Here is a 2819-nt window from a genome sequence, read left to right as displayed (position 1 = left end):
CTCCACGGTGCGGGCCACGGCGCTGGCGCCTTCGCCGGCCTCGCGGGCGGCCTTGGCGGCCATGCCGTCGGTGACGCTGGCGTTGTCGGAGTTCTGCTTCACCGACGAGGCCATCTCCTGCAGCGACGCGGCGGTTTCCTCGACGCTGGCGGCCTGTTCGGACGACGACTGCGACAGTGACTGCGAGGTCGACGACACCTGGCCCGCGGCGGAGTTCAACGCGGCCGCGGCCGTGGAGACCTGCGAGATGGTGCTGCGCAGTTGGTCGGACATGGCGTTCAGGTCGGACTGCAGTTGGGCGAAGACGCCGCCGAAGTCACCTTCCAGGTCGTGCTGAAGATCGCCTTGCGCGACTCGGTTGATGGTCTCGCCGACCTGACGCAGGTTGCTCTCGGTGGTGGACACCAGCTGGTTCATGCCTTCGCCCAGGATCTTGAAGAACCCGGTCTGCTGGCTGACGTCCAGGCGACGCGAGAACTCGCCGCCGGCCGCGGCCTGCACCAGTGCGGCAATGTCTTCCTCGGCCTTGACTTCGGCGGTGCGGTCGACCCACTCGAGCACCGCGCCGGCGCGCACGCCTTCGGCGGTGTTGATCGGGCTGGCGGTGAGGCGGACGGACTTGTCGCCGAACTTCCATTGCGCGGTATGCGGCGCAGTCATGCCGGCCAACAGCGAGCGCTGGTGCGACGGGTTCTTGTGGAAGATGTCGAAGTTGGCGCCGATGATCTTCTCGCGCTGAGCCGAGAAGTTCGGCAGGCGCGTGCGCAGGTCGGCCTCGATGCCGCGCAGCAGCGCCATCACCGAATGGTTGGCGTAGACGATCTGCCCGTCTGTGTCGGCGATCATCACGGCGCTGGGCACGCCGTCGAGGGCCAGGCGGATGCGCTGGTTCTCCTGGGCGGTCGTGGCGGCGTCGCGCAGCAGGCCACGCACCCGCTCGATGGTGTCGTTGATGAAGGCCTTCTTGCCGGGCAACTGCTCGAGCGGCGCATCGTAGTTGCCGCGACCGAATTCGGCGACCACGCCCATGGCCATCTTCTTGACAGCGATGTGTGCGCCGACCATGTCGTTCACGCCCTGGGCCATCGTGCGGTAGTCGCCCGCGAACTGCTGGCCGTCGATGACCACGTCGATGTCGCCGCGCTCGTGCTCGGTCGACATGTTGTTCATGTCGGCGATCAGTCGGTTCAGCGTGCCGCGGACGGTGTCGAACGATGCCGCGATGGCGGCGAACTCGTCGCGCCCGTCCACCTTCACCGGCTCGGCCAGGTCGCCGGCGGCCACGCGCTCGGCGCCGGCGCGCAGCTGGCCGGCGGCACGCTGCAGCGAATGGCGAATGACCAGGAACAGGTAGATGGCGATCACCAGCGCCGCCGCGGTGATGGCCAGGATCACCGCGCGCTGCTGTTCGATGCGGTGCACGCGCTCGGTCAGCAGGCCCTCCATGCGCTGGGTCACGGCGTTGTGGAACACGTCGATCTTCTCGATCGCCTCGGTGCCCTGCGCGAACAGCGCCAGCGCGTCGCCCTTGACCTTGCCCGGCCGGGCCCATCCGTCGATGCCCAGCACCAGCGCGTCGACCGCCTGGTTGGCGTCGCTCCAGCCTGCCGGCTTGGGTTCGGACGCGCGGACGAGCGCGTCGAGTCGGCGCTGGATGCCCAGGGTGGCCAGGGCCATCTGCGATTCCTGGCCGGCGTAGGCCGCCTCGTCCACGCTCGTCCACTCGCCGCGGGCCAGGGCCTGTGCGGCGATGCCACGCAGCCGCGCCACAGCCTCGCTGTAGTGGAACGAGCGCTCGATGAAGATGTCCATCATCAGGAACGACGCCGCTTCCGGGTCGAGCAGCAGACCCGACTTCTCGGCCGCCAGGATGACCAGCGTGTGCAGTTCCGTGATCAGTGCCGTGTGCGCCTTGAACGACTCGCCGGGGTCGGCGGGCGCCTCGCCGGCGGCCAGCTTGACCGCCCGGGCCTTCAGCGGCGCCCAGGCCGTGGCCAGCTCGAACTGCGGGTGCGCCTGCACTTGCTTGTCGACGTCGGCAACGGCCGCGGCGATCTGCTTGCGGGTCACGTCGATCTTCGGCGCTGCCGCGGCAACGCCTTGCTTGACGATGCCGGTCAGGCCGCGGTGGTCCTGCAACTGCTGCATCAGGTCGAGCAACTCGTGCGACACATGCGTGCCCGCCAGTTCGTCCTGGGTGTAGGAGAGGTCAGCCTGGTATCGGTTGACCAGGTTCGCCAGCGTGGCCATCAGCGGCACCAGCAGGGCCACCGCGATCAGCGCCACCTTGGCCGACAGGCCCAGCCGGCGCAACAGTGGCGCCACGGGGGCGAAGATCCACGGATCGCGGTGGGTGGAGGTTGGGGACTGGGCAGCGCTCATGGGAACTCCGGACGGACGTGGGGGTGTGTTCGATGTGTGGGGCAGGCGATCAGGCCATCTGGGCGGCCGGTCGGCGGGGCTTGCGGGCCATCGCCGCTGAACGGTGGGCGGGTGCCTCGGCGGCCCCGCGCGCGTGGTCTTCCAGGCGGAAGAAGCCCATCAGGTCCTGCAAGCGCGCGGCCTGGGCCGACAACTCCTCGGCCGTGGCCGACAGCTCCTCGGAGGCGCTGGCGTTCTGCTGAGTGCTGGCATTCACCTGGCCCATGGCGGCATTGATCTGGCCCACCGAATTGGTCTGCTCGCCAGAGGCCGCGGCGATCTCCTGCACCAGCTCGCTGGTCTTGCGGATCGAGGGCACCATCTCGGCCAGCAAGGCACCGGCCTTCTCGGCCATCTGCACCGACGAGCCGGCGAGGTTGCCGATCTCCTGGGCGGCC

At 69.1% G+C, this 2819-nt stretch carries 1 protein-coding gene and 1 pseudogene; both read right to left on the bottom strand.

Annotated elements, in window-relative coordinates:
- The coding region (locus EOINJALH_RS00595; RefSeq protein ID WP_088278372.1) for a HAMP domain-containing protein at positions 1-2382 on the bottom strand (2382 nt) is incomplete at its 3' end.
- Between the two features lie 49 nt (positions 2383-2431).
- Positions 2432-2819: pseudogene (locus EOINJALH_RS00590) on the bottom strand (diguanylate cyclase); the annotation flags it as partial.

Origin of the sequence: Ideonella sp. A 288 (assembly GCF_002198735.1) — a bacterium.
In the GTDB taxonomy this organism is placed as follows: domain Bacteria; phylum Pseudomonadota; class Gammaproteobacteria; order Burkholderiales; family Burkholderiaceae_C; genus Pseudaquabacterium.
Note: the sequence above shows the minus strand (reverse complement) of the source record. Positions and strands in the feature narration are given on the sequence as shown.